This window comes from Synergistaceae bacterium (genome assembly GCA_031272035.1).
Taxonomy (GTDB): domain Bacteria; phylum Synergistota; class Synergistia; order Synergistales; family Aminobacteriaceae; genus JAISSA01.
Genome location: JAISUO010000104.1, coordinates 14198 through 39904, shown reverse-complemented (window position 1 = coordinate 39904; position 25707 = coordinate 14198). Strand labels below are relative to the sequence as shown.

Sequence of the window (25707 nt, the reverse complement as noted above, 5' to 3'; positions counted from 1 at the left end):
CAGCGGCTTCCTTATCTTTGCCGCGCTCCTACGGCGTAACTCAGAGGACGTTCTCTGCCGTCCGAGGGAAGGTTGTACATTTTACCCTTCACCATGATCTGAGAAGAACCTCCTCCATCCAGGTTCAGTGCCCAGGCCACGCCCTTCGTTCGCAAAATGAGCGCCATATCCTGCAGAGTGAAGCCCGCGCTGTGCAGTCCGTTGCGGCCGTCTCCCACGAAGAAAATCCATTTGCCCTTCTTTGTCAGACCGATGGCAGAACGGGGGTGACGCAAATTGAGGATCGAAGAGCTGAACCCCTCGGATTCTATGCGAATTTCTCCGTCGCGCAGGAGGAATGGGCCCGCCTGGATGATGTTGTCCATCTCATCCCAGGGGGAATTGCCACCGTTGAACGTGCTTTCCAGATGAACGGCGTCTCCCGTCTTCAGGTAACGGGTCAGCAGATCGGCATTGGTCCCGTAGCCGGCCAGAACGTACGACCCCGGCTCAATAGCGGTTCCGCCTCCGAAACGAATGGAAACGCACCGATCGCCCCTGACGATCGCTTCCGTGACCGCATCGCTCAGGGGCGTGGGTTTGCCGTACCAGACGTTGTAGAGAGCGACAGCGTTTCCTTTGACGGCGTGGTTCAGAGAATCGACGGTCATCCAGCCCTCTTCAATGCGAAGAATGCCCTCCCAGGAGACCTCCCCGAAGGTGGCTCGATTGTTCGCGCTCCATCCCAGAGAGGTGCGCCCCTTATAGGGCCTGTTGACCAGAGTTCGGGCAATTTGCAGAGTCCCGATGGGGGAGCCCGCGTTCCGTCCGCTTACGGCGAAAAATCCGGCGTTGAGGGCCGCCTGAACGCCGCTGTTTTTCATCATGGAGGACAGAGGCGCCAGCGCCGTAATTCCATCGGGAGCAATAATGGGTTCAATCATATATCGTGAGGGGTCGATCGTCAGAAGCGCCCAGTAAAGCGGCTGATTTTCCAGATTTTCGTTCATCAGAGAGGGAAAAACGTAAACGGCTTTTCCCCTTTTTCCGGCCAGTTCAGACAACTGACGCACCTGGGCGTAATCTTCCATCAATTCGGTATTGCGAAGGCTCCATTCGTAGTTGGGGTTCTTCACCTCCATGGAAAAACCAGCCTCCGCGAAAATTTGCTGCTCCGCCTCGGCCTCAATTTTTTCATCGAAGCCATAAACATGAACTCTCCATTTGGGGAAGCCGCTGAATGTTCCTTCCCGATGAAGTTCGAGCTCCATTCCGGTTATCGGGGCAAAACGCGCTTCGAGCCTCAGATGCTGATCGGCCCGTTTGACGGAAGCCATCAGAGATTTGACCTCGTTCGGGGTAAGAAGATGTCCCGGAGCGAAGTCTCCGCTGTGTTTTTTGAAAAGAGGGGGATCCATATGGGTTGCGACCACAAGGCAGCCGCGGTCATAGGCGCTCATTTCCTTCAGGTCTTTGAAAGGCAGGGGAAGCTCAGAGAGAAATCCGGCCTCCGCGGAAAGGCCAAGGGACTGAATCATCCATCGCAGCGCCTGTCCCCGCGTCACCGGCGCGGAAAGAGAAGAAACCTCATCTGTCACGATACCGCTTTTCAAAATGGCTGAGACGTTGGATGAAACCGCCGCGCTCCCGGCAAAGCCCCGCGCTCCCAGAAGCTGGGAGAGAAACGCCTCTCGCGGCACTCCGCCCGGCGCCGCGGCGGCGGGGAAAGCGAGGGTGAAAAGCAGAAAGAAAAGAACCGGAAAAAGAGGGATTAAACTCCTGCCGAAGCCGGCGCGTATTTTTTTAAGGGGGAAAAATAACATTGAAGTCGTCTCCTGTGTGAACGGAAAATCTTTATTCTTTTCCGCCATTTATTGCGCGTTGAATACTGTCAAGAATCACCGACCGCAGTTCGGGGTCCTCCAGAGCAAGCTGAACATTGGCCGCCAGCCACCCCTTTTGAGTTCCGCAGTCAAAACGCCTGCCTCGATAGACGACCCCCCACACGGGTTCGCTTTTCAAAAGACGTCGAATCGCGTCCGTCAGCTGGATTTCGCCCCCCTCGCCTCTCTGGTTCTCCCTCAGAAGCGGGAAAATAGCGGGAGAAAGGATATAACGCCCCATAATCGCGAATCTCCCCGGAGCATCTTCCGCGGAGGGCTTTTCCACCATATCGACGATACGATGCACGCCTTCGCTTCCAGCCTCCAGCTTCACGATGCCGTAGCGCGACACCTCGCTGAGGGGGACCTCCTCAAGGGCGATAACCGTCCCGCCCCTCAGGCGATGAACGTCGATAAGCTGACCCATGACCGGCGTTTCGGACACAAATACGTCGTCGGGCAGAATGACGCCGAAGTATCCGTTCCTGCAAAAGGGCTCGCCGCAAAGGACCGCGTGTCCCAGTCCCAGGGGCTCCCTCTGTCTCACGTAAAAAATGTTGGCCATTTCCGAAATGGAACGAATTTTTTCATACAGGTCCATTTTTCCCCGTTCTCTGAGGACGCTTTCCAATTCGAAGGAGCTGTCGAAATAGTCTTCTATGGACCTCTTTGTTCGTCCGGTGATCATGACGAGATCCCTGCAGCCGGAATCCAAAGCTTCCTCCACGCCATAGGAAATGACGGGACGATCCACCAGCGGCAGCATCTCCTTGGCGATTTCCTTGGTTACCGGCAAAAAACGCGTTCCCAGCCCCGCCACAGGGAAAAGGCACGTGGTGACGTCTATCCCCGCCATTCCCGCCGCGCCTCCCTTCTCAGGCTCCGGTTCTCCTGGTTTTGGGTCATGAACAGTGCGCGCGCAAAACGGTGGTCAGGTGTTCGGAAACTTCGTCTACCATGCCTCGATCCCTGGCCTCCACCAGAATGCGGAGAAGAGGCTCCGTCCCGGAGGGCCGGATCAAAACCCTGCCGTTTCCGCACATTCGTTTTTCCATCTCGTCGGAGATCGAGCGCACGAACTCCATATCTATAATGCAGTCTTCGGCAATCGTCAAATTGTCCAGACGCTGGGGATAACGCCCAAAACGATCCACCAGCGTGTTTACGTCTTCTTTCAGATCTCGAAGGGCGTTCAGCATCAGAAGGGCCGTGCAGAGCCCGTCTCCCGTGCGGGTGAAAGGGGTGGCGATAATATGGCCGGACTGTTCTCCGCCAAGCCGCGCCCCGTGTTTTCTCATGCACTCCAGAACGTAGCGGTCGCCGATGGAGCAGCGAAAGACCCGGATGTTTTCATGCAGAAGATGTTCTTCCAGAGCCATGTTGCTCATGCCCGTGACCACCACGCCGCCATCCAGACCGCCTCTGGCCGCCATCCACCGCGCCAGCAGCCATATGGCGATGTCCCCGTCAATCACCCGTCCGGCGGAATCCACCGTCAAAACTCTGTCGGCATCCCCGTCGCAGGCAAAACCCATTTGGCAGCCCAGCTCTCGGACCCGATCCGCCAGATGCTGGATGTGAATCACGCCGACGCCCTCGTTGATATTGAGTCCATCGGGTTCCACCGCTGTCAGCGTCCAGTTCAGGCCCAGCCGTTTCATCAAAAAGGGCAGGACCGCTCCCGCCGCTCCGTTCGCGCAGTCGAAAACTACAGACGAGGGCAGCGAATCCGGGGAATGCACCAGAGATGCCAAATGCTCTGCGTAGTTGGGAACCAGATGAGCCAGAGGTCTGATTTCTCCGATGGAAGCGCCTGTGGGGCGCCAGTCGTCCGTCAGGTTGTCTCCCAGATACTCCTCGATGCTGATTTCGGCCTCATCGGAAAGTTTGCAGCCATCTCTGTCCAAAAATTTGATGCCATTGTACTCGGCCGGATTGTGAGATGCGCTTATGACCGCGCCTCCGTCGGCCTCTGCGTCCTGAATGCCGAAACTGACTCCCGGCGTGGGAATGACCCCGATGGAAAAAACTTCCGCCCCCGCGGAGGTCATTCCTGCGGACAGAGCGCCTTCCAGCATCATTCCGGAACGCCGCGTATCTCTGCCCAGTACGATTCGAGGACGGGGAACCCCTCTCTCCGCCAGAAAAAGAATGAAAGCCCGTCCCAGACGCAACGCCATCTCAGGAGTCATTCCTCCCTTGTTGGCCACGTCCCGGACGCCGTCAGTTCCAAAAAGAACCCGCCTGTCGCCGCCCAATGCCGGTTCTCCGCCCTCGATATTTTCATTCAAGACGTTCAACATGCCATCACCCGCTCACTCCTCCACCACCGTAAGGGACACCGTGGCCGGAATTATCCTTATCGACTTCAAATCCTCGGAAACAGGCGAAGCCCGTACAGGCAACGTCGCCGAACGAAGAAAAATCCCGGATACGTTGACCCAGGCCCTGAACCCCAGTGCGTTCAGGTCGAGAGAGCTCACCAGGGATGGCGTTCCCTCCACAACCACGTCCACCACAGGCGGGGTGACAGTCCATTTCTTTCCGCCGGCCGCCCCCTCGACCGCCACGGGAACGTTGGAAAAACGCTTTTGGGTGGAGATGGACTCCAGGCTGACCTGAAGTTTCACCGACCGGACATCGATAACTTTCACGTCTTTGCCTCGGGGAAGGCGCAGAGGCACCACCAGCGTCTGATCCGCAGAAACTCCGGTAATGTCCACCGTTTCCGTATCTATAGAAGAAATGCCGTTCAGCTTCTCCTGCGTCCCCTCCAGCATGACCTCCGCGGGCTCCGTAGTCATCGACCGCACGGCGTAATCCCCCACGGGCTTGCCGCTCATTCTGACCGTAACGGGGACTTTCTTTCTCGGGAGACCTCTCACCAGGGTGGCGTTCATTTTCACCTGCTGCGGCTCTATTACCACCTCGTCGTCAAAGGGTTCCGAACGAGACACCGTAAGAGGCAGAAGCAGCTCCTGCCCCCCCGACAGCTCTTCGAAAGTAGGCTCTATATTGACGGCCCCGATTTTCGCGAGATCTTTTTCCGTTCCTTTAATATGAACTTCCTTCGGGACGACCTCGACGCTCTCCAGGTACTGCCCCGACGGAATGTTGCGGGGCAGCGTCACTTCCACCTGAAAAACCCGCGTGGTCTGACGAACCAGTTCAATATCCACCTCCGACGGGTTGACGCTGTAGAGCGTGACGTTCTGGGGCAGCGTCACTTTCACTTCCTCTCTGTACTTGCCGGGAGAAAGACCCACCAGGTCCAGCTCGCAGACAATGGAGTCATGCCGCAGCCGGTTCATGACGCTTTCAGGTGCGCCCACCTCCACCTCGATCTGGCTGATCGTGTTTTTCACAAGAATCTGAGGCATCGTCTCGCGGTACTCAAGCTGACACAAAAACTTGCGCCTGGCGAGTCCGGAATCTTCCGAGTCCCTCACATAAAACCACATGGACACCGCGACAAGAATTGATATTCCCCACAGCACAACGGGAGATTCCAGAATATTATCGAGCTTTTTCGGTACGTTCATAATAACGAACAGTTCCTTTGCATAAATTTCTCCCGCGTTGACGACTCACTTCGACCAAAGCGGGCGAAGCAGATTCAAAAGCCTGTCTTTCAGGTTTTTCGCGGTGGTTTCCCGTGTTCCGGAAAAATAAAACGATAAATATTTTTGAAGCTGGGCCTCATTTAAATTTTTGGAAAGATGTCCATTGTAAGCCAGCGCCACCTGTCCCCGCTGTTCGGAAACGACCAGCACCGAGGCGTCAGAGACCTCCGTGATACCCAGGGCCGCCCTGTGGCGGGTTCCATACCACCGGGAAATTTCGGAGTTGTCCGTCAGGGGCAAATAACAGGCTGCCGCGAGAATGCCGTCACGATCCAGAATCATGGCTCCATCGTGCAGCGGATTGTTCTTCCAGAACACGGAGATGATCAGCTCTTTGGAGATCTGCGCCTCCAGCTTCACACCCGTCGTCCAGTAGTCCTTCAGTCCCGTCTCCCGCTGCAGCACCAGCAACGCCCCGATTTTTTGGGACTTCATATAGGTCAGAGCGCCCATGATCTCGCCGCTGAGTTTTTCGGCTTCCTCCTGGTCCATACGGCGATGCCACAGGTAGCCGCGGCCGATTTCATCGAGCATCTTGCGCAGCTCCGGCTGAAAAACGATGGGAATCGCGAAGACCAGAGCCCACAGAATCCGGCTGAGAAACCAGGACAGCAGGCGCAGATCGAGAGAAGAGGCCAGCAACCCCAGGACGCCCAGCAGAAGGAATCCCTTCACCAGCTGAACAGCTCTCGTCTCCACCATCAAAACGAGAATCCGGTAAATGATTATGGAGACGATGAAGATGTCGAAAAAAACCCTGATGGCATCCCACATGGACGTCAAATGACCAGTTCCACCCGGCCCTGATAGATCAATCCGCGCATTCCGTCCACCGTGATTTCCATTCCGTCGGAAAGGGTAGAAAAGGCGTCCGTAACTCCGACGACACAGGGAACGTTATGCTCAAGGGCGATGATATTTCCCTCCGCGCCCATGGCTCCGCTTTCCGAGACAATCGCCCTTACCCGGTCCATCACCTGCTGATATTCGCCGCTGAGGTGCCGCACCACGAGAATGCAGCCCTCCGTGATTTTCCCCTCGTCGCTTTTGAAATCGCGCACGATACAGGCTTTTCCCGTGGCATTTTTTCGCACCAGAGGGATGCCCGTGAGAATGATTTTGCCCGTGGTCAGCACCTCCACCATGTTGGTGGTCCCAGGCAGCCCCAGAGGGACGCCGGCGGTGATTACGGCCAGATCTCCCTCCCGGATATGGCCTCCCTCGATGCAGGCGGCGACGGATTCTCTGGCGGCCACGTTGATGTCCGAAAGCTCGGCCACCTTGACGGGATGAATTCCCCACCACAGGGCCAGTTCCCGCCACGTCATCTGCGAGGGGGTGACCCCGAGAATCTGGCAGTTGGGGCGATGTTTGCTGATCATGCGGGCCGTGGTTCCGCTTTTGGTCAGAGAAATAATGGAGGAGGCTCCCGTCTGATTGGCTATCAATACGGCCGCGTTGCTGACCGCGTCGGGAACTCCCGCCACGCCGCGGTTTTCCCTGCAGGAAAGGCCCCAGGTCGTCAGTTCCTTTTCCGCCCGGTCCACAATACGCCTCATCGTGGCCACGGACTGCACCGGCCAGGCGCCGGAGGCGGTTTCCCCCGAAAGCATGACCGCGTCCGTTCCGTCCAGAACGGCGTTGGCCACATCGCTGGCTTCCGCTCTGGTGGGACGAGGGTTGCGGATCATCGAATCGAGCATCTGGGTAGCGACGATAACCACCTTCCCCCGGGACCGGCACATTTCGATAATGCGCTTTTGCACCAGAGGAACGTCTTCGGTGGGAATCTCCACTCCAAGGTCGCCCCGGGCGATCATCATGCCGTCCACCACGTCCACAATTTCTTCAAGATTACGAACGGCCTGACGCGTTTCAATTTTGGCGATGATTCGCATATTTCCCCCTAGGGACCGAAGCAGCCTGTGAACGTCGAGGACGTCGCTTCGGGTCTTTACGAAGGAGACCGCCAGATATTCCATCCCCTGTTGAACGCCCCAGGCAATGTCTTCCCTGTCCTTTCCGGAAAGGGCGGGCAGAGTGACATTGGCCCCCGGAACGTTGACGCCCTTGGTATTCTTCAGAGAGCCGCCCACGATGACATCGCACTCCACATCGTTTCCCTCTATATTCCGCACCTTGAGCTGCAGGGTTCCGTCGTCGATGTAAATTTCCTGTCCCCTGGCGACCTCGCCCGCCAGCAGGGGATAATTGATATGGACCCGCTCCGGCGTTCCAACGCAGGGTTCTGAGGTGAGAACGACGGCGCTTCCCGTATCCAGATAAATTTCTCCGTTTTCCATTTCACCCGTACGGATCTCCGGTCCTTTGGTGTCCAGCAGCGCGGGAATGGGCACACCCAGATTCCGCTCCACCTCACGGACCAACTCCAGTTTTGCCCTGTGTCCCTCGTAATCGCCATGACTGAAGTTGAAACGGGCCACGTTCATACCCGCTTCCGCCATAGCCCGCAGAGTTTCATATTTATCGCTTGCCGGGCCTATGGTACATACAATTTTGACAAACATAAAAACAACTCCTTAAAAAAATCGGCACTTTCTTTTTTCGGTATTTCAGAATAAAACTAAAATTTTAAGTTCGATACAATACAAAATTCACTGCATACAAAATTCAATGCATACAAAACTCAACACAAAACCTCGAAGGCTCCCGAGGGAACGACCTCGGACAGACGCTGCCTGATGGAGCCGGTTTCATCGATTCGATAATCCGGCAGCAGCAGCACGCAGGAGTCCCGATCGTCCGCCAGCTCCAGAAGAACGGTGGAAGGTCCGGGGCAATCTTTCAGGGCCACGGCGAAATCCCGAAAATCCAGCGACTGAGGAATCAGGTCCACCCGCAGGCGAATGCGAATCATTCCCGCCTCGTCGGCGCCTATATCCTCCAGACGCGTGAGTTTTCGCACAATGAAATTCCTGGGCTCTCTGTCCCCCAGCTCCCCCTCCGCGATATAGGGTTCCCCGACTTTCACCTGAGTCTTCAGGCTCTCCCAAAGCTGTGGGAAGACGACCATTTCGACGCTTCCGTCGGAATCTTCCAGCGTCAGAAGTCCCATCGTCGTTCCCTTCTTCGTCATTTTATCGGTCACGCCCAAAATTATACCCCCAACCCTGGCGGGGCCGGAACCTCTCCAGCATGGAAGCTCCTCTATTGTACACGTAGAATGGCGTTTCACCCTGTCTTCATAGCTGTCGAAAGGGTGTCCTGAAATATAAATTCCCATGACTTCCTTTTCATGTTCGAGGCGCTCGAAAACAGAAAAGTCCCCGCACTCGGGCATGTCCGGCCCGTCGGTATCCTCCGGGGCCTCCTCCAGCAGCTCGAAGAGGGAATATTGCCCCTCATCCCTGTTCTTTTTCTGGGCGGCGGCCACGAAGTCCGCCAACGCGCTCACCAGCCTGGCCCGGTTGGGCTCCAGTTCGTCGAAGGCCCCCGCGTAAATCAAATTTTCCGTGGCGGATTTGCTGACGACGCGCAGGTCAACGCGGGTCAGAAAGTTCCACAGGGACGAAAATTTTCCCTCCCGCCGGGCGGCCACGATGGCGTCGACGGCGTTGTGCCCCACCTTGGCCACGGCCCCCAGGCCGAAGCGAATGACCTCCCCCACCGCCGTAAAGCTCTCCATGGAGGAGTTGATGTCCGGCTGGAGCACCTGTACGCCGCTGCGGCGCACCTCTCGGACGTACCTGCCCAGAACCTCTTTTATGGCTTTCATCTGGCTGGAAAGATAGGCGGCCATGAACTCCGCCCGGTAATGGGCCTTCAAATAGGCCGTCTGGTACGAGATCAGGGCGTAGGCCGCGCTGTGGGACTTATTGAACCCGTATCCGGCGAACTCCTGAATCAGGTCGAAAATATGTTCGGCCTTCTTCAGATCGATGCCCCGGGTCGACGCGCCCTCCACGAACTTCGCCCGCTGCTGCTTCATGACCTCCACTTTTTTCTTTCCCATGGCCCGGCGCAGCAGGTCCGCCTCGCCAAGGGTGTATCCGGCCAGAATGGACGCGCACTGCATGACCTGCTCCTGATACAGAATCACGCCGTAGGTTTCCTTCAGGACCTCCTCCAGCAGCGGATGGGGATATTCGGGTTTTTGACGTCCATGCTTGCACTCGACATACTGTTTGACCATGCCGCTGCCCAGAGGCCCCGGACGATACATGGCCAGAACGGCGACCAGGTCCTCGAAGCAGTCCACCTTCAGGTCCAGAAGCAAACGCCGCATCCCCCCCGATTCGAGCTGGAATATTCCCAGGGTGTCCGCGTTCTGCAGCATTTGATACGTCAGGGAATCGGTCAGGGACAGGGAACTCATATCCGGAGCTTCTCTGCCGTTGAGACGAATGTTTTCCAGGGCCTCTTCGATGATGGAGAGGGTGCTCAGTCCCAGAAAATCCATCTTTACCAGCCCCAGTTTTTCAATGGGCTCCATGGTGAACTGGGTCACGGTCTGGCTGATGTCCAGAACGTCGCCGTTTATCTCGGCCGCTCCGATTCGGCGTATGGGAACCAGATCCGTCACCGGGTCCGGAGTGATGACAACCCCAGCCGCGTGTTGAGAGGGATGACGAGCCAGTCCCTCGATCTTTTCCGCAATTTTTACCACCTGGGCCAGCTCCGGATCGGATTCTATCGTCTCTTTCAGCTCAGGAACCGTCTCCTTCGCCTCTTTTATGCTTTTGACGCCGAAGGGGATGAGCTTCGCGAGCCTGTCCATTCTGGCGTACTCCAGTCCCATGGCCCTCCCCACGTCCTTGACCGCCTGACGGCTTTTCATGCGCCCGAAGGTAATGATCTGGGATACGCGGTCGCTGCCATACTGCTCTACGATATACTTCAGAAGCTCCTCGCGTCCCTTGTCGGAAACGTCGGTGTCGATATCAGGCATACTGATGCGCTCAGGGTTTAAAAATCTTTCGAAAAGCAGCCCGCAGGCCAAGGGGTCCAGTTCCGTTATCCGCAGGCTCCAGGCGACGAGAGACCCCGCCGCGGAGCCGCGCCCCGGCCCGATGGGGATGTTTCTATCCTTTGCCGCCTGGATGATTCCCGCCACAATGATGAAATATCCGGCGAACCCCATGCTGTTGATGACTCCGAGCTCATATTCGAGGCGTTTCCGGTATTCCTCCGGAGGCTGCTCCCCAAGACGGGCGCGAAGCCCCTTCCAGGCCTCGTCTTCGAGATGGCGCTCAAGCGTGACCCCTTCCGTCAGGTCCAGTCGGGGAAGTTTGTAGTCCCCCGAATTCAGGTTGAAATCCACCCTGCACCTCTCCGCAATTTTTACGGTGTTGTCCAGGGCTTCGGGCAGCTCCGCGCCGAAAAACGCGTCCATTTCCTCGGGGCTTCGCAGGTAGAAGTCGTTGGTGGAAAAACCGAAGGCGTCGTCCGTGTCGTCGGCCCGGGTGTTGATTCGAAGAAGAAGTTTATGCCACTCAAAATCCTCTTTTTCCTGATAATGGGCGTCGCTGGTGGCGATCAGGGGAATGCCCGTCTCCCTGGAGAGCCGTATGAGCGCCTTGTTGACTTTCGCCTGCTCGGGAAGCGTGTTCGACATGACTTCGAGAAAGAAATTATCCTTTCCCATGATGTCCCGATACAGCGTCGCCCTGTCCGCGGCCTCCTTCTCCTTCCCCGCCAGAATGAGCTGAGGAATCTCCCCGCCCAGGCAGGCCGAGGATGCGATCAGCCCCCTGCTGTACTTTGCCAGAAGGTCGTGATCGATACGGGGCTTGTAATAAAATCCATCCGTGTTGGCGATGGAGACCAGCCTGAAAAGGTTGTGGCAGCCTTCGTCGTTCTCCGCCAGCAGGATCAGATGGTTGTTCTTTCCCTTTTTTTCACGGGAGCGATGTCCGTCGGGATCCACGTATACCTCGCAGCCGATGATGGGATTGACCCCCGCGGCCTTGCACTGCTCGTAAAACTCTATGGTTCCGTACATCGCTCCGTGGTCCGTCATGGCCACGGCCGGCACCTCCCACGAGGCGACCTTTTTCGCCAGGGATCCGGTGCGGATGGCCCCGTCCAGGAGACTGTATTCCGTATGAACATGCAGATGCACAAAAGGTCTCGTCATAACAAAAACCTCATTTTTAATCTTTCATTATTTAATCTTTTCATTTTAATAATCTGTTTTAATAATCCTTTGATTCTTCGGCGGAGACATCGTCGATATCGTCATCGGCGCCGCGACGCACCAGAATGACCTCTCCCCGCATCCAGCGCGCAACGTCGCGGACCAGCCCGTCAAAAGGGACTCCCCCGGGGAGCCGCGCCTCCTTCGCTTCCGTTTTTTCGTTCCCGGTCGATTCCGGTTCCTCTGAAAACGGGGAAGCGGAAGGAGTTTCGGATTTTCCGGAGAAGCGTCTCTTTTCCGAAATTTTCGCCGGCGCGGAGTAAACTTCGTCGCAGGAAGCCGTAAGCTCTCCGTGGCGCAGAAGGATTCCCTCCGGCCACAGGGGACCCAGAATCTTCTTCAGCCCTCGGCGGTTCTGCTCCAGCTTCAGGGTCTCGTATACATAACGGAAGGGCGTATCCAGGATCAGACGCCGGCCGTCCGTCAAAGCCGCTGAACTCACAAATCCGCAGTACAGCGTGAAATCTTCCCCGTAAAGAGCCTCTGACGTCTCTTTTCGACGCTCCTCCGGACAGTCTTCTCCCTCCGGAACCTCCGATACCCCGTCCGGGGCCGCAGCCGCGGGAGCCGAAACGACAGGTTCCGGAACGGCGGGTTTCGGCGCGGTCGTCCTGGCAGAACCCGGCTCCGGAGCTGGAATATCCGGAACGACAGGTCTTCGCGTCGGAGAAGCAGTCAAAGAAGGAAGCGTTTTTTCGGGCGCGCCGACCTCCGGGCTGGAGATTCCGGCCATCAGCAGCCCGCTCAGGACGTCCATTCTAAGCCCCATTCGCGTTTGAGGAAGCAATCCGGCCAGAAAACGCATGATCCGCTCCAGCTCCTGGGGCCTCCATCGGGGGGCTTCCGCCTTCAGATATTCCTTTTCCTGCCCGGATGCGTCGAGAGTTTCGAGGATACCCCCCCACCGGGCCACCAGCCACAGATTGCGAACCAACGAAAACAGCTCCTCCAGAAACCTCTGGGGAGAAGCTCCGCCGGCCAGCATCCGGTCGAGTTCGCAGAAGGTGGACATGTCGCCCTTTCTCCAGCTTTCAAGCCATCGCTCCAGGGAAGAACGACTGGCCTGTCCCAGCGCTGTCTCCACGTCGGCCAGGGTGAGGGTTTCCTCTTCTGAGCCCGCCACCTGCTCCAGCATGGAAAGACCGTCTCTCATGGCTCCATCCGCCTGACGGGCAATCTCCCACAGGGCTTCGGGCTGAAATTTCACCGATTCCGCCTCGCAGACCTGGATCAGGCGCTCGCAGATGATTCGCGTCTCGATGCGATGAAAAGGAATGTGCTGACATCGGGACCGAATCGTCACCGGAACCTTGTGGGCCTCGGTGGTGGCCAAAATGAACACCACGTGTTCCGGGGGCTCTTCCAGCGTTTTCAGCAGGGCGTTGAAGGCGGAGATGGAGAGCATATGCACCTCGTCGATAATGTACACTTTATATTTTGACGACATGGGTACCGACAGGATGTGGCTTCTGAGCTCGCGAATCTCCTCCACTCCATTGTTGGATGCCCCGTCGATTTCGATGACGTCGAGACTTTCCCCCGCGGCTATGGCGAGACAGTTCTTGCAGCTGCAACAGGGTTCGTACCCCTCAACAGGGGCCAGACAGTTGAGGGCCCGGGCCAGCAGTCGGGCGACGGTGGTCTTGCCGCAGCCCCGGGGCCCGGAAAAAAGATACGCCTGCCCTGTGCGCGCCCGCTGAAGGCTTCTCACCAGGACATCGACGGCTGCAGATTGTCCCGCGACTTCGGAAAATTTCTGAGGACGATACCGCCGATACAGCGAAATACCCAAACTTTCGGCCTCCTTCAATCCACACTCTTCAATACTATACTCTTTACTCTGCACTTTTAACTGCACTGCATTATTCACTGCGCGTTCTTCAGAGTTCACCTGACGCTCGTTTCGAGACTGAATCAACGAAGAAAAACTTCGGGAAAATTCCCGTCTTCGATTGTAACATGGACTTCCGTCTCCGGCTTTTAAATGAGCAGGAGAAATTTTGTCACAGAATCTTTCCTCACCGGATATTTTTCTGTAAAAAAATATTTCTCTCCATCCCGGGTACGTCGGAAGACGTTTGCGTCCGCCAGGAAAAGGATTATAATACTCCCATGACAATGGAAAGAATGGAAAGGAGGATACAATCGAGTGAAAAAATATGTATGCACGGTTTGCAGTTATGTTTATGATCCCGCGGCAGGAGATCCGGATTCCGGCATTGCGCCGGGTACCGCCTTTGAGGATATTCCCGACGACTGGGTGTGCCCGGTCTGTTCCGTGACGAAGGATATGTTCGAACCCGAGTAAAACCTTATAAAATCTCACGGAAGACAGGAAAGATCAAAATATTTTCCTGATGATCGTAAAATGAACGATCGGCCGGGGGTCGGTCGTTTTCTTTATTTTCTTATTAACAGTTAATACTTCTAATTAATACTTCCCTAAAAATGGAGCTGATCGGCAATGCAGTCTGTTTTGGTCGTGCTGCCTATTTTTCTTATCGTGGCCATGGGCTGGATTTTGAGATACAAAAAAGTTATCTCTCCTCAGACCCTCAGAGAAAACAACTCTGTCCTCTACTGGTTTGCCATGCCCTGCGTCATTCTGCGCGGCATCCTGGGCGCGGACCTGAACGTCCTGCAGAATCCCTCATTCGTCGCCGCGGTGTGGCTGCCCTACCTGGCCACCACGACTGTCGTCTGGATCTTCGGACGCCACGGCGAAACCCGGGAACGGTTCTCCACCCTGACCCTGTCCGCCACCCGGGGCAATCACTTTTTCGCCGGGCTTCCCATCATCTACCTCGCCATGGGACAGCCTGGAGTGGAGGCGGCGACGCTGAACCTGGCGATCTCCCTGGTCGCCATGCAGCTCGTGTCCATCGGCAGCGGACAGCTGGCTCTTTTCGGAAAACCCTCCTGGACGACGATGCTCGCAACCATGAAGCATCTTCTGAAAAATCCGCTCTTTATGTTCTGCCTTCTGGGGCTTCTGATGGACACCGCCGGGCTCAACCATCTTCCAAAATGGATGGATTCGACTCTGAGCATCCTGGCCGACATCAGCACGGGAATGGCTCTTTTGATGCTGGGAGCCGGACTGCATATCGAAAACGTTTTGAAAATGATTCAGTCCGTCTGGAAAATTCTGTTCGTCAAGCTGGTGCTTCATCCCGTCCTGGGGGCTTCGATTTTCCTTTTCTTCGGCCTCTCCTCCCCCATGTTCCAGGCCAGTGTGCTGCTGACCGCCATGCCGGTTGGGATCAACACCGCCATCATCGCCGAGGAAATGGGGATGGACGGGGAATACTGCGGCAGGGGCGTCGCGCTGACGACGCTTTGTTCCATGATCTCCCTGCCTCTGTGGATCAATATTCTGGGGCTGGTCTGACATAAAGACACAAAAATCCTTCGCCCCTCCCCGAACGGCCCCGGGAAAGAACGAAGGATCTGAAGAACGAAAGATTTGAAAAACAAACGATTCCTGTAAATTTAAAACTCGCGGCGCTCCTTGATGCGGGCGGCTTTTCCGCTGAGTTTTCGCAGATAATAAAGCTTGGCCCGACGCACTTTGCCCTGACGTTTGATTTCGATTTTGTCTATCGACGGGCAGTGCAGCGGAAAGATACGCTCCACACCCACTCCGCTGGAAATCTTGCGGACGGTAAACGTTTCGTTCAGACCGCCATGCTGACGTCCAATGACAATACCCTCGAAAACCTGAATACGCTCTCTTACGCCTTCCGTAACCTTCACGTGCACCCGCAGCGTATCTCCCGGACGAAAGTCGGGAAGATCGCCCCGGACATATCTTTTTTCAACAAGATCTAAAATATTCACTTCCGATGTTCCTCCTTCGCAGTTCCAAACAGGAAATTCAATTTTTATCGAGATCCCAAAAAACGGTCACACAACACGGCTGCCTTTCCGCAAAAGGAAAGCCCCTCCTGCAGGGGCAGCATCGAAAAACCACAACAAACCCCATTCTTTTTTTGTTCCCACCGGTATTCGTCTCCGTTTTTCAACGAAAGACAAAACAGAACGGGCTCTCCCTTTTCCACGAACAAACGCTTCAGTTCAAGCCAGTGCCTCGCTCCGCTTTTGACGACATCGCAGACCTCCGTCACCAGCGGCGGGCCTTCCTTCTTCGCAATCCAGTCCGTCGCGTGCTTCAGAGAAGGCATCAGTCGAATACGCCCGAAACGGCCCTCCTTCAAAACCTCTCTGAAGGACTCCCGGGCGTCCGGCTTCGGAACGATCAAAAAGACCCGCGCCACACCGTAGGAATCCCCAAAGGCCTCCAGGTTTCGTAAAATCTCAACTTCGCAGTCATCGGCAGTTTCTGCCGTGAACGCGAGATAAACGCCTCGCACGTACTCTTTCATGCCGCTGCGCGCTAAAAGGTCAGGACGCCGGGAAACCGTGCGAGCAACCGCCTGACGCCGCCTCCATTCCTCAACGGCGGCGGTATTTCCCGAAAGCAGAACTTCGGGGGCCTCGATCCCCTCCCAGGAGGCGGGACGGGTATAGTGAGGGCAATCCAGCATTCCCCGATAAAAAGAGTCGTTTTCCACCGCTTCGCTTTTGCCCACGACGCCCGGTATCAGACGGGAAACCGCATCGATGATGGCCATTGCCGGAATTTCCCCGCCTGTCAGCACACAGTCTCCTATCGTGACCTCCAGGTCGACCATCCGCTCCGTAAAGCGTTCATCGAGGCCTTCATAGTGCCCGCAGACCAGGATGACGTGCTCCTGACACGCCAGAGTGTCCACGATATCCTGCGTCAGCAGCGTCCCCTGCGGAGTCGGATAAACGACAAAATCCCGTTCTTCGCCTCCACCGGCCGCACGCGCCGTCTGTAACGCCTCGGAAAGCGGCTCCGCCATCAACACCATCCCTCCGGAACCGAAAGCATAGTCGTCAATCTGACGATAACCGCCTCTGCCGAAAGGACGCAAATCAACCAAATCCACCCGAACCAAACCGGCTTTGACTGCCCTGCCGATAATACTGGTCGAGAGAAAATCATTAAAAAACTCCGGAAACGCGGTTATAATCGAAAAATGCATCCCTTTCGATTTTTTGCCGGTATCCGATTCCTGTTCGCGATCTTTCACCACAAACCCTCGATCAGCTTCACGACCATTGTTTCCGATGCGAGGTCGATGTCTTTCACAAATTCTTCCACCGCCGGGATATAATGCAAACTGCCCTTTTCGTCTCGCACCGCGTAAATTTCATTTCCGCCCGCGGAAAGAAAGTCCACCACCTCGCCAAGAGGATTGCCTTCCGTATCCTGGACCTGAAGGCCAATGAGATCGTCCACCCAAAATTCCCCTTCCGGCAGGGGAAAACGTTCTTCCCGATCCACCAGGATGGACAGTCCCACGAGTTTTTCCGCCTCGTTCCTGTCCACAGGGTCGCCCGCCGCGATGAACTCTCCTTTGCCCTCGTGCTCTCTCAGATTCCGGATGTGAAAGGTACGAACAAAACGACCGTCGGAGGAGTGAAGATTCAGTACGTCCATCCCGCGAAAACGCTCCGGGTGGTCCGTCAGGGGAACGATTCTCACCTCTCCCTTCAGCCCGTGGGCCGAAGAGATATATCCTACGGTCACCTTTCCTTCGGGGTCTCTACTCTTCGACGATGTCGACATCCACCCTCTCTCCCGCCTTGACGGCGGCAGCTTTGGCCAGAAGACGAATTGCGTTGATGGTGGCTCCACGCTTTCCGATGATGCGCCCCACGTCTTCATGAGCGACGCGGATCATTACCTTGATTCCGTTTTCGCTCTCCGTGCTCTCGACGCTGACGGCATCGGGCTGCGTGACAAGGTGTTTCGCGACAAATTCGACAAGTTCCTTATAATTGGCCATTGCGGCACCTCCCGGTTTTTTTGTTTCCCTGACGACGAAAAACCTCCAACGATGTCAATGGCTTTTCGTCGCTTCGAACTTTTCCCATATACCCTGTTTTTTCAAAAGCCCTCTCGCCGTATCAGAGGGCTGTGCCCCCACGCTCAGCCAGTAAAGCGCGCGCTCCTCGTCAATCGCCACCGCCGCCGGATCGGTCATCGGATTATAAGTTCCGATCAGCTCAATAAAACGTCCATCCCGGGGCGAACGGGAATCGGCCACCACCAGTCTGTAAAATGGAGCCTTTTTCCTTCCGAGACGCGACAAACGAATACGTACTGCCATACAAAAGACACCTCCTGATTATTTTACTGCAAAATTTCAGAGTGGAAACACAATTCCATCTCGGCACAATACAATTACTCTTGAAAAATTTTTAGTTTTTGCCCTGCTTAAAATTGAACCGTCGGTTTCCTCCAAAAAGGGACTTCAGGTTGAATCCCTTTCCGGACCCTCCGGAGAAGGTTTTAAAGAGTTTTTTCATCTGCTCGTACTGGGCCAGAAGCTGATTGACCATCTGAACCGACGTTCCGGAGCCCAGTGCGATGCGCCGACGCCGGGAGCCCTTGATGATTTTTGGGTTGCGGCGCTCCTGAAGCGTCATCGACTGAATGATTGCCCTGTTTTTAACAATAATGGAGTTGTCGATCTCCGCCTCGTTCATCCCTTTGATCCGGCTGAACCCCGGGATCATTTCCATCACCTTGCCCAGGGGGCCCATTTTTTCGATCTGCTGAAACTGAAGCAGCAGCGTCTCCAGGGTGAATTCCCGACTCTGGAGGCTCTCGGCCATTTTTTCGACATCTTCCGCTCCGACGGCCCTGACCTTCTCCAGCAGCCCCTCGATATCCCCCATGCCCATAATGCGGCCCGCCATGCGTCTGGCGTCGAAAACCTCCAGGGCGTCCACAGCCTCTCCCATACCGGCGAACTTCACGGGAATCCCTGTCGCGGCCCGAATCGCAAGGGCGCTTCCGCCTCGGGCGTCTCCGTCCAGCTTGGTCAGGACGAGGCCTGTCACGTTCAAAAGTTTGTGGAAGGACTTCGCGACGTTCACGGCCTCCTGCCCCGTCATGGCGTCCACAACCAGAAGAATTTCGTGGGGCGGCAGCAGTTTCGCCACAGAGCTCAGTTCGTCCATGAGTTCCTGGTCGACGTGAAGGCGTCCGGCCGTGTCCAGAAGAATAACGTCGTTCAGGTGAGACTCCGCCCAGGCGGACGCGCCGCGAACGACCTTCAGCACGTCGGTCTCTCCCGGTTCCGGACCGAAGAAGGCGACTTTGGAAGCCTCGGCCAACACCCTCAGCTGCTCCACGGCGGCGGGACGACGAAGGTCACAGGCGACCACCAGAGGGTTATGACCGCTCTGCAGGCGTCGCGCCAGCTTTACCGTGGTAGTGGTCTTTCCGCTGCCCTGAAGGCCCGCCATCAAAATGACGGTGGGCGGCTTCGAGGCGATGCTGACAGGCGCGACGTCCGTCCCCATCAGCGCGATCAGTTCCTCGTAAACCACCGTCGATATATGCTGCGCGGCGGTGATCGACTCAAGAACGTCAAGCGTCACCGCGCGGGCGCGGATTTTTTCGATCAGGCCTCTGACGACGCCCAGATCGACATCCGCCTCCAGAAGGGATCTGCGAATTTCACGCAGCGCCCCGTCCACGTCGGCCTCGGAAATTTTCCCCCTGCTCCTGAGTTTTGAAAACGCCGATTCCAGTTTTTCTCTCAGTGCTTCAAACATCCCTGCATCTTCTCCGTTTTCTGCAACTCGTTTTCGTCAGGATCCCCCGCCGGAACATCGCGCTTCAAGTTCTCTGATTCTGTTTTCCAGCCGTTCCAGGCGGGCGGCGAAACCGAGCTCTCTTTCCAGCGTTTCCAGCCTGTCCTGCGTTTTGTTGACCACGATATGCACGGCCTGACGCGTAATTCCCAGAGTTTCAGCGATTTCCGCCAGTGACAAATCTGAAAAACAACGCATTTCATATACAGATCTCTGCCGTTCAGTCAGCAGAGGACCGTAAATATCGTAAAGAGCGTTGACGTGCAACCGTCGTTCGAGGCGAACTCCGTCATCAGAAATCAGACTCTTCAAATCAGACTGTTCTCCCCTTTTTGGCCGATCATCAGATTCCCGTCCCGGGACCTTTTTCGACGAAGAGCATTATAGTGTTTTTCATTCCGAGGTGTCAAGTCTTTTTATTTTACAGTCTTTTTATTTTATAGTTGAGTCACGGCCCTCAGCGCGCCGGAGATGTCCAGGTACTGTCTTTCGAAGGCCTCCAGCAAAAATTTTGCCGGAACGAAGCGGTCGTATTTCTCCTTTCCCTTGCCCGCCAGTTCGAAGATATCGACGATTCGCTCCACTTCGGGAGGCGTCTCCAGAAAGGGAATGTACGCCTCTGCCAGTTCCGAGGGAGTCGTCCGTTTAAACTCCAGCGCGATGCCCCGGTCTTCGAGCTCCATTCCGGCAAGCAGCCCCATCGCGTAAAGCGTGCGATGCACGGCGGAACTTTCCCAGGGAAACCAGAGCAGGTTGCGCTTTTCCTTCAGGAGAGAACAGCGCCCCCTTTCCATCCGGACTTCGGCCGCGACCTGCCGGGCATTCATCAGCATTTGAGCGGCTCTGTCGTCGAGATAGACGGGAACGTCTCCTCCGGTAAGCAATTCGAACATTTTCTGCCGGACGCGGGAGTGAATTTCCGGCCCCTCGTCTCCTCCAAAGGGAGGCGCCTTGCCGTCCTCGGCGGAATCCACATCGATGACGTCCCTTTCAAGATCAATGGCGCGAATTTTCCAGCGCTTCCCGGCCAGCAGAATAAAACCCTCCGGAATCATGTCGAGCGCCAGAAAAATGCTCCCCACCGGCCGCCCCTGATGGACGACCGCAAGCTGCTTCGGCGCGGTGAAGGCCGCGTAGAAATCGTAGTTCCGGACGATTTTTTCTCCTTCCAGGCCCAGGACGAGATCTCCCTCTCCCGTTTGATCCAGCAGGTCGTGGGTCCCCAGCGATCTCAGCAGTTCGCCGAAATCCGCCTTCGAAAGACGGAACGCCCCCCGGGAAATCAGCAGATCGTAAAGCGCCGGAGCGGAGATTCCTCCTTTTTCCGCCACGACGCTCAGGCACTGCTGAACCAGCGTGGAACAGTGGAGCCGCTCCACGTCGGGAGGTTCGCTCCACCGGTCGAACATCAGCTCCGACATGGCGATCGCCTGCAAAAGCTCCGGGTGAATTTTACGGACAAAAGACACGTCACCCCTGGGAATTTTATCCGCAATGAACATCACCAGGGCTGAACTTTCTCCGTCCCGGCGGCCGCTGCGCCCCAGGCGCTGCCGAAGCGCGCTGACGGACCAGGGCGCGCCGAACTGCCCCACGCGGGTCACGTTTCCCACGTCGATGCCCAGCTCCAGGGTGGCGGAGCAGAACGTGACGATTCCCTCCCGGGTTTTGAGCGCATCTTCCGTGTCCTCCCTTTCGATTTTCGACAAAGAGCCGTGGTGAACCCGGTAGCGGTCGGGAAGCCCCTTCTTTTTCGCGTAACGCTGCACCGTCCAGGTCAGATGTTCGAGCATCGTTCTGGAGTTGACAAAAATCAGAGAGGTGGAGGGAAACAGACGCTCCATGTCCTCCACCCATGGAGACTGCGAACCCTCAAAGCCGATCTCGTAACCCTTCACCCGGTAAAGAATCTCTTTGGACTCGCCTCCGGGGGCCAGGACCTCCACCTCGCCGGGAGCTCGCGCCCAAAGCCACTTTTTCGAGGCCTCGAAATCTCCTATCGTCGCGGAAAGCCCCAACCGACGCATGGGCCGCGTTCGGACCCGATCGATGCGGGCCAGCAGACTTAGCAGGTGCATCCCCCGTTCCGTTCCGGTAAAGGCGTGCATCTCGTCGAGAACCGCCCAGGAGGTCGTTTTGAACAGATGTCCGATATGCTCTCCGTGGTTGATAAAAAGGGACTCAATGGACTCCGGCGTGATCAGAAGCAGCCCCCGGGGGTCGGCCAGAAACTTTTTCTTCAGCGCGGAGCCCACGTCCGAGTGCCACCGGAAAACGGGAATCTCCATGCGCTCGCAGAGGTCGTCCAGCCGGTGGAACTGGTCATTGATCAACGCTCTGAGGGGACTGACGTAAAGGGCCCGAAGCCCCTTTTCCCGCGACTCCGTCAGCATCCGGGAAAGGATCGGCAAAAACGCCGCCTCGGTTTTTCCCGCCGCCGTCTCCGCGGCCAGAATCAGGTGGCGGTCGTGAGAGAAAAACGCTCTTATCGTTTCCGCCTGAATGGGGCGCAGTTCGGTCCATCGCATATCGTAGAGCTTCCGCTGCACCAGCGGGTGAAGTTTTTCGAACATTCTCTCCGACAGGGTCATTTCAGCACGAAGCCCGTGAGTTCGTCATCCGCGGCCGTCGGTTTCGGGCCGTTTTCCGGCGTTTCCATTTCCTCTTTTTCTATTTCCTCTTTTTCCATTTCTTCTTTTTCTATCGGGGCGTCGTCGAGAAGCTTTCGCCAGTCGGCGCCGGGGTTGCGTTCCAGTATGGAGAGAAGGCCGGCAAAAGCCTTCGAGGCGTCCCGGGGCGTCTGATAGAACGTCGCCCCCAGCGTCGCCGCGCATCGCCGGATGAAGGCGCGGATTCCCTCGTCAGGGAGGAGATATTTCGAGGCATCACCGGAGGCAAAGACATTCCGGATATTTTGAAGCAACAGCCACAGATCCTCAGGCGACAGGCTCTCCAGACGGATCACCGGGCCGGCCATGTCCTTCAGCCCGTCCCGCGCCCAGGGGTTGGCGGCCAACCGCCCGGCCAGAGCGCCGTAACTCATGACGCCCCGGCGGCGGTCGTCGAAGAAGGCGTCCGTCCCGGCGAAGATGAATCCGACGCCTGAAACGCCGCCCTGCAGACAGTCGTTCACGATCTGCAGCAGAACTTCGTAGTTGCCGTTTCGCGCCGTGGCATTGGCGAGCCGGTGAGAAAGCACTCCCATCTCGTCGAGCTCCACGAGCACTCCGGCATATCCCGCCAGCCGCGCGAAGGTTCCCCAGAGTTTCAGATAATCGTACAGGTCCCGATCTCCGATGATCGAACGAACGCCCAGGTCGGCCCGGGCCTCCGTGCGCACGGCGTACTCTCCCGCCAGCCAGCGGAGACAGGAACGGGTAAGAACGTCGTTTCCTTCTCGATAACCCTCCAGATATTTTCCGAGGACTGAAGCGAAATCATAACCGCTCACAAGATTTTGCAGCGGCTCCAGTTTCTCTCTGATCCCGTGAAAAACGTCGCCCCCGCTTTTATTCCCCTGTTCAAATTCCTCCAGAAAGGCGGAGATCCAGCGTTCGATCACCACCGGCAGAGCGCCACCTCCCGGCTTCGTTCGGATCGCCATGTTGCGCGCCAGCTCCGTGTAAAGCGCCTGAGCGTATCCGCCGGAGGCGTACAGACGCCGCGTCGGAGCGACATCCGCCTGCATGACCACAAAACCCTTTTCCAGGGCCACCGTTTTCACCAGGTTCAGAAAAAAGCTCTTTCCCGTTCCAAAACGCCCGATGACGAAGCGAACCGCCGCGCCGCCGTCCGCAATTCGCGCCAGGTCCTCCAGCAGGGCCTCGATTTCCTCTCTGCGTCCCACCTGAATATGATGCAGTCCAATGCGCGGCACGACTCCCGCCATCAGAGACTGAACGATCGCCTCCCGCTCCCGGGGCCTGATGTTCGCCATACCGACACCTTCCATCGTACGTATTCGTCGTATTTCCCGCGTTCTTTCGCGCGCTTTTCAGCTTCGAAGTTTATTACATATGGTGTGATTTTACGACATCGGGGTTCAAAACCGGTCCCTCCCCTTCGTCCAGAAGGAGAAAATCACCCAGCGCCTCTTCTCCCCAAAGGTTGAGGGCATCGAGAAGCGCGTTGGGCATAAAGCCGTAACGGCGGGCCAGTTCTCCCCAGCTCCCGGCGCTCTGAGACGTACGCCGCAGGAGTTCGGACAGGACGGGAATATACTGAGGGTCGAGGCAGTTCAGGGCCTCTTCGGAAAACGGCAGAGGGTCAAAGGAGCCAACCTCTCGATCCTGGATCGCTTTTTCGGAGATAACCGCGGTGTTTCGCTCGTCTGTTTCCTCTTTGTTGAAAATTTCCTCCAGTCGCCGGTTCACGCTTTCCGTCTCCTGCCGCAGCCGGACGAGCTTCTCCATGTCGATGAGGATTTCCGGGGGCCGGGGCGGGGTCGGAGGAAGCGACGTTTTTATCCTTCTCCTTCGGCGTTTTCTCGGAGGCAGGGGCTCTCCGGAAATTTTCGCCCCCCCGTCGACGTTTGTCCGGCGGACGGGGACAAGCTCGTCTTTGTCCTCCTGAAGACAGGTTTTTCGAAGAGCCAGGAGTTCTTTGAACTGCGACATTTTTCCCAGGACGTTCGCAATGGGCACGGGAGGCGGAGATTTTTCTCCCCCCTCAAAGGAAAGCGTCGCGCTGGCCGCGCCGTATTCCACCAGACAGCGGCGGGAAGAGGCCGAAAGCGGGAAGCCCAACGGCCAAAGCCGGCGGCAGCGCTCATAAAACAGCTCCCTGCAGCGGAGGGGCAGGGAAATCCGGTGGCCGGGAAGGCTGCGGAGAACGTAAAGGCTCTGCTCCGGTGAAAGTGAAACGCCATGGAGCGCGTACCAGGCCAGCAGCAGAGGAAGCGACTTTCCGGGCGGCGCCGGGGCAAAAGCGTGAAGGTCCAGCAAATCCGCCTCCGTCAGATCCTTCAGATTTTCCGCGTAAAGATATGTAAGGAAACCGCCCAGATAGTTCCGAAAGGAGCGCGAGGCGGGATAACGAGCCAAAAGACGCCGAACCTCTCCCCTTATCCAGGGAATATCCTGTTTTTCCATCAGGGCCCGCCGTTCCAGCCCATAAAAATAGACGAACGCATAGCCGATGTCGTCGAGATGCGTATTTTTCCCCTCCGCCAGCCATCGCAGATAAAACGCCCTCTGCCCCGGCGTCATTCCGAAATACGAGGGCCAGTAACCCAGCCCTCCGCTCTCCGGAAGATCGGCGACGCTCAGGGAGGTGCAGACGCATGAGGCTTCTTTCGGATCGGCGCGACCCGTATAGCAATACGTCATGGGGGCGGAAACGACAAAATTCCCCATCCGCAGCGTCACGTTTTCTCCGAGCCACATCAGGCCTTTTTTGTCGGAGAGGTCCTCTGTTCCTCCCAACGGGGTCGTTTGCTGAATTGCAACATCGGCAGACACCGGTTTTTGCGGCGCGTCTGTTCTGAAATTTCCCCTGTTGAGACGGCGCAGCGCATCGAAATCGTACGGCGCCGCCCCTTTCATCTGATTTTTCAGCCTGTAAATTCTCTTATTTCGCCTTTCCCTGCCCGGCTACGGCGGCCTGAGCTCTGGCAATGGCCTCGGGGTCGCCGAGGTAGCGATGACCGACGGGTTTCATGTCTTCATTCAATTCATACACCAGAGGCGCGCCCGTGGGAATATTGAGTTCAACGATCTCCTCTTCCGAGATGTTGTCCAGATATTTCACCAGCGCGCGCAAACTGTTGCCGTGGGCCGCGATGAGAATCTTTTTCCCGCTCCGGATTTCCGGAACGATGGTATTTTCCCAGTAAGGGACGGCACGTGCCACGGTATCGGCCAGACACTCGCCATCGGGGATCTCGCCGGCTTTCAGGGACGCGTAACGGGGGTCGCCCGAGGGATGACGCTCGTCGTCTTTCGTGAGAAGCGGCGGGCGGACGTCGTAACTGCGCCGCCAGATTTTCACCTGATCGTCGCCGTATTTCGCCGCCGTCTCCGCCTTGTTCAGCCCCTGCAGAGCTCCATAATGGCGTTCGTTGAGACGCCAGGAGCGAACGACGGGAATCCACATCATGTCCATTTCCTCCAGCACCAGCCACAGGGTCTTGATGGCGCGCTTCAGAACGGACGTGTAGGCCATATCGAAAACAAATCCCTCTTTTTTCAGAAGTTTTCCGGCATCCCGGGCCTCCGCGATCCCCTTTTCCGACAGCGGAACGTCCGTCCATCCGGTAAAACGATTTTCTTTGTTCCAGGCGCTTTCTCCATGACGAACAAGTACAATTTTATACATTAAAATCCCTCCCTTGTCTTGTATCTAAAGTATAACGCACAGAACCGCAAAC

At 56.6% G+C, this 25707-nt stretch carries 21 protein-coding genes; 2 read left to right on the top strand and 19 right to left on the bottom strand.

What is annotated here, in order from left to right; all coding sequences use genetic code 11:
• Positions 1 to 11: 11 nt before the first annotated feature.
• From LBR61_12355 to dnaX, 8 genes are all read right to left on the bottom strand, one after another.
• A complete protein-coding gene (locus tag LBR61_12355) occupies positions 12 to 1802 on the bottom strand; it encodes a phosphodiester glycosidase family protein (GenBank protein MDR1732873.1) in 1791 nt (596 codons plus the stop codon).
• A gap of 31 nt (positions 1803 to 1833) precedes the next feature.
• On the bottom strand, positions 1834 to 2718 hold the full coding sequence (galU, locus tag LBR61_12350; GenBank protein MDR1732872.1) for a UTP--glucose-1-phosphate uridylyltransferase GalU: 885 nt from the start codon (positions 2716 to 2718) through the stop codon (positions 1834 to 1836).
• 46 nt (positions 2719 to 2764) lie between these two features.
• Positions 2765 to 4165, bottom strand: coding sequence for a phosphoglucosamine mutase (gene glmM, locus LBR61_12345; GenBank protein ID MDR1732871.1), 1401 nt, complete (start codon positions 4163 to 4165; stop codon positions 2765 to 2767).
• Positions 4166 to 4177: 12 nt separating this feature from the next.
• Positions 4178 to 5404, bottom strand: a complete 1227-nt coding sequence (locus LBR61_12340; GenBank protein MDR1732870.1) for a hypothetical protein — start codon at positions 5402 to 5404, stop codon at positions 4178 to 4180.
• A gap of 45 nt (positions 5405 to 5449) precedes the next feature.
• A complete protein-coding gene (gene cdaA, locus LBR61_12335) occupies positions 5450 to 6259 on the bottom strand; it encodes a diadenylate cyclase CdaA (GenBank protein MDR1732869.1) in 810 nt (269 codons plus the stop codon).
• 5 nt (positions 6260 to 6264) lie between these two features.
• Entirely contained in the window at positions 6265 to 8013 is a 1749-nt protein-coding gene (gene pyk, locus LBR61_12330) for a pyruvate kinase (GenBank protein ID MDR1732868.1), read from the bottom strand.
• A 119-nt stretch (positions 8014 to 8132) separates the two neighbouring features.
• Positions 8133 to 11582, bottom strand: a complete 3450-nt coding sequence (gene dnaE, locus LBR61_12325; protein MDR1732867.1) for a DNA polymerase III subunit alpha — start codon at positions 11580 to 11582, stop codon at positions 8133 to 8135.
• A 58-nt stretch (positions 11583 to 11640) separates the two neighbouring features.
• A complete protein-coding gene (gene dnaX, locus LBR61_12320) occupies positions 11641 to 13434 on the bottom strand; it encodes a DNA polymerase III subunit gamma/tau (protein ID MDR1732866.1) in 1794 nt (597 codons plus the stop codon).
• Positions 13435 to 13791: 357 nt separating this feature from the next.
• Here dnaX and LBR61_12315 point away from each other — a divergent pair, with 357 nt between their 5' ends.
• Positions 13792 to 13950: a rubredoxin gene (locus tag LBR61_12315; GenBank protein MDR1732865.1), complete on the top strand. Its 159-nt coding sequence runs from the start codon at positions 13792 to 13794 to the stop codon at positions 13948 to 13950.
• 156 nt (positions 13951 to 14106) lie between these two features.
• Positions 14107 to 15033 (top strand): AEC family transporter, encoded by a 927-nt coding sequence (locus LBR61_12310; GenBank protein ID MDR1732864.1) that lies wholly within the window; start codon positions 14107 to 14109, stop codon positions 15031 to 15033.
• Positions 15034 to 15134: 101 nt separating this feature from the next.
• On the opposite strand, the gene rplS is transcribed toward LBR61_12310, so the two are convergent.
• The 11 genes from rplS to gpmA form a co-directional block, all read right to left on the bottom strand.
• Positions 15135 to 15482: a 50S ribosomal protein L19 gene (gene rplS / locus LBR61_12305; protein ID MDR1732863.1), complete on the bottom strand. Its 348-nt coding sequence runs from the start codon at positions 15480 to 15482 to the stop codon at positions 15135 to 15137.
• A gap of 44 nt (positions 15483 to 15526) precedes the next feature.
• A complete protein-coding gene (gene trmD, locus LBR61_12300) occupies positions 15527 to 16762 on the bottom strand; it encodes a tRNA (guanosine(37)-N1)-methyltransferase TrmD (protein MDR1732862.1) in 1236 nt (411 codons plus the stop codon).
• On the bottom strand, positions 16759 to 17301 hold the full coding sequence (rimM, locus tag LBR61_12295) for a ribosome maturation factor RimM (GenBank protein ID MDR1732861.1): 543 nt from the start codon (positions 17299 to 17301) through the stop codon (positions 16759 to 16761). Before rimM ends, trmD begins: the two co-directional genes overlap by 4 nt.
• Positions 17279 to 17521 (bottom strand): KH domain-containing protein, encoded by a 243-nt coding sequence (locus LBR61_12290; GenBank protein ID MDR1732860.1) that lies wholly within the window; start codon positions 17519 to 17521, stop codon positions 17279 to 17281. Before LBR61_12290 ends, rimM begins: the two co-directional genes overlap by 23 nt.
• A gap of 54 nt (positions 17522 to 17575) precedes the next feature.
• Positions 17576 to 17845, bottom strand: coding sequence for a 30S ribosomal protein S16 (rpsP, locus tag LBR61_12285; GenBank protein MDR1732859.1), 270 nt, complete (start codon positions 17843 to 17845; stop codon positions 17576 to 17578).
• Positions 17846 to 17936: 91 nt separating this feature from the next.
• Positions 17937 to 19301: a signal recognition particle protein gene (ffh, locus tag LBR61_12280; protein ID MDR1732858.1), complete on the bottom strand. Its 1365-nt coding sequence runs from the start codon at positions 19299 to 19301 to the stop codon at positions 17937 to 17939.
• 36 nt (positions 19302 to 19337) lie between these two features.
• The gene (locus LBR61_12275) at positions 19338 to 19652 is read right to left on the bottom strand and encodes a DNA-binding protein (protein ID MDR1732857.1); all 315 of its coding nucleotides are present in this window, start codon (positions 19650 to 19652) and stop codon (positions 19338 to 19340) included.
• Between the two features lie 125 nt (positions 19653 to 19777).
• Positions 19778 to 21913, bottom strand: coding sequence for a DEAD/DEAH box helicase (locus LBR61_12270; GenBank protein MDR1732856.1), 2136 nt, complete (start codon positions 21911 to 21913; stop codon positions 19778 to 19780).
• A gap of 14 nt (positions 21914 to 21927) precedes the next feature.
• Positions 21928 to 23277: an ATP-binding protein gene (locus LBR61_12265; GenBank protein MDR1732855.1), complete on the bottom strand. Its 1350-nt coding sequence runs from the start codon at positions 23275 to 23277 to the stop codon at positions 21928 to 21930.
• Between the two features lie 73 nt (positions 23278 to 23350).
• Positions 23351 to 24883: a TerB N-terminal domain-containing protein gene (locus LBR61_12260; protein ID MDR1732854.1), complete on the bottom strand. Its 1533-nt coding sequence runs from the start codon at positions 24881 to 24883 to the stop codon at positions 23351 to 23353.
• Between the two features lie 25 nt (positions 24884 to 24908).
• The gene (gpmA, locus tag LBR61_12255) at positions 24909 to 25655 is read right to left on the bottom strand and encodes a 2,3-diphosphoglycerate-dependent phosphoglycerate mutase (protein MDR1732853.1); all 747 of its coding nucleotides are present in this window, start codon (positions 25653 to 25655) and stop codon (positions 24909 to 24911) included.
• Between the last annotated feature and the right edge of the window lie 52 nt (positions 25656 to 25707).

What these genes read in the sequence shown, in the direction of transcription:
- LBR61_12355 (MDR1732873.1), bottom strand. Translation starts at nt 1,802, where the DNA reads ATGTTATTTTTCCCCCTTAAAAAAATACGCGCCGGCTTCGGCAGGAGT.
- galU (MDR1732872.1), bottom strand. Translation starts at nt 2,718, where the DNA reads ATGGCGGGGATAGACGTCACCACGTGCCTTTTCCCTGTGGCGGGGCTG.
- glmM (MDR1732871.1), bottom strand. Translation starts at nt 4,165, where the DNA reads ATGTTGAACGTCTTGAATGAAAATATCGAGGGCGGAGAACCGGCATTG.
- LBR61_12340 (MDR1732870.1), bottom strand. Translation starts at nt 5,404, where the DNA reads ATGAACGTACCGAAAAAGCTCGATAATATTCTGGAATCTCCCGTTGTG.
- cdaA (MDR1732869.1), bottom strand. Translation starts at nt 6,259, where the DNA reads ATGTGGGATGCCATCAGGGTTTTTTTCGACATCTTCATCGTCTCCATA.
- pyk (MDR1732868.1), bottom strand. Translation starts at nt 8,013, where the DNA reads ATGTTTGTCAAAATTGTATGTACCATAGGCCCGGCAAGCGATAAATAT.
- dnaE (MDR1732867.1), bottom strand. Translation starts at nt 11,582, where the DNA reads ATGACGAGACCTTTTGTGCATCTGCATGTTCATACGGAATACAGTCTC.
- LBR61_12310 (MDR1732864.1), top strand. Translation starts at nt 14,107, where the DNA reads ATGCAGTCTGTTTTGGTCGTGCTGCCTATTTTTCTTATCGTGGCCATG.
- rimM (MDR1732861.1), bottom strand. Translation starts at nt 17,301, where the DNA reads ATGTCGACATCGTCGAAGAGTAGAGACCCCGAAGGAAAGGTGACCGTA.
- LBR61_12290 (MDR1732860.1), bottom strand. Translation starts at nt 17,521, where the DNA reads ATGGCCAATTATAAGGAACTTGTCGAATTTGTCGCGAAACACCTTGTC.
- rpsP (MDR1732859.1), bottom strand. Translation starts at nt 17,845, where the DNA reads ATGGCAGTACGTATTCGTTTGTCGCGTCTCGGAAGGAAAAAGGCTCCA.
- ffh (MDR1732858.1), bottom strand. Translation starts at nt 19,301, where the DNA reads ATGTTTGAAGCACTGAGAGAAAAACTGGAATCGGCGTTTTCAAAACTC.
- LBR61_12270 (MDR1732856.1), bottom strand. Translation starts at nt 21,913, where the DNA reads ATGTTCGAAAAACTTCACCCGCTGGTGCAGCGGAAGCTCTACGATATG.
- LBR61_12265 (MDR1732855.1), bottom strand. Translation starts at nt 23,277, where the DNA reads ATGGCGAACATCAGGCCCCGGGAGCGGGAGGCGATCGTTCAGTCTCTG.
- LBR61_12260 (MDR1732854.1), bottom strand. Translation starts at nt 24,883, where the DNA reads ATGAAAGGGGCGGCGCCGTACGATTTCGATGCGCTGCGCCGTCTCAAC.
- gpmA (MDR1732853.1), bottom strand. Translation starts at nt 25,655, where the DNA reads ATGTATAAAATTGTACTTGTTCGTCATGGAGAAAGCGCCTGGAACAAA.